This is a genomic window from Pseudomonas sp. WSY_20 (assembly GCF_043104335.1).
GTDB lineage: Bacteria > Pseudomonadota > Gammaproteobacteria > Pseudomonadales > Pseudomonadaceae > Aquipseudomonas > Aquipseudomonas parafulva_B.
Map to the genome: position 1 here is coordinate 1 of NZ_JBICKP010000024.1, position 528 is coordinate 528.

A 528-nucleotide genomic window follows, 5' to 3' on the forward strand; every position below is an offset into this window, starting at 1 on the left:
CACGTTCAACAGTAGATCAGCCCCCCAAAAACCTTTGTCGAACAACGTGATTGAGTTGTCTGGAATCTGACCGAGGAAGGTTTCGGCCAAGCGCATCTCGCTACCGCGATAAGGGCTGAGCTGGGCGTCGAGAATTACGTGAGAGCGCACATTCATCAAGGCAACCAGACGCAGCATTGGGAAAGGCGTCTGGCGCTCGGTACCGGTATTGCCGGAGCCAAAATGTTCTCTCAACTCAGGTGAATCGGGAGTTCGCAGCAACGCACCATCCACAGCGAACACCTGCAACCCGTTCCAGTCGTCGCCTTCGTACCGTTCGCAACCCCATTGTTTGCCGGTCTGGCGAAACAACGATTCGACCGGGTCAGCACCCAGTCGCTTGCGCGCTGCAGTCACACCACTGCGTGCCAGCAGTTGATCGGAAGCCAGGCCCTGGGCACAGATGTTCAGACGCCTGGCCACCTCGTGGACAGGCTCGTCACGAAACAGGGCCATGCCCAGCACCAACCAAAGCACCTGCTCGCTCGG

General features: G+C 58.3%; 1 protein-coding gene. It reads right to left on the minus strand.

The genetic code is table 11. From position 1 onward, the window contains the following. The coding region (locus tag ACF8E5_RS08440; protein WP_392475140.1) for an IS4 family transposase at positions 1–528 on the minus strand (528 nt) is incomplete at both ends.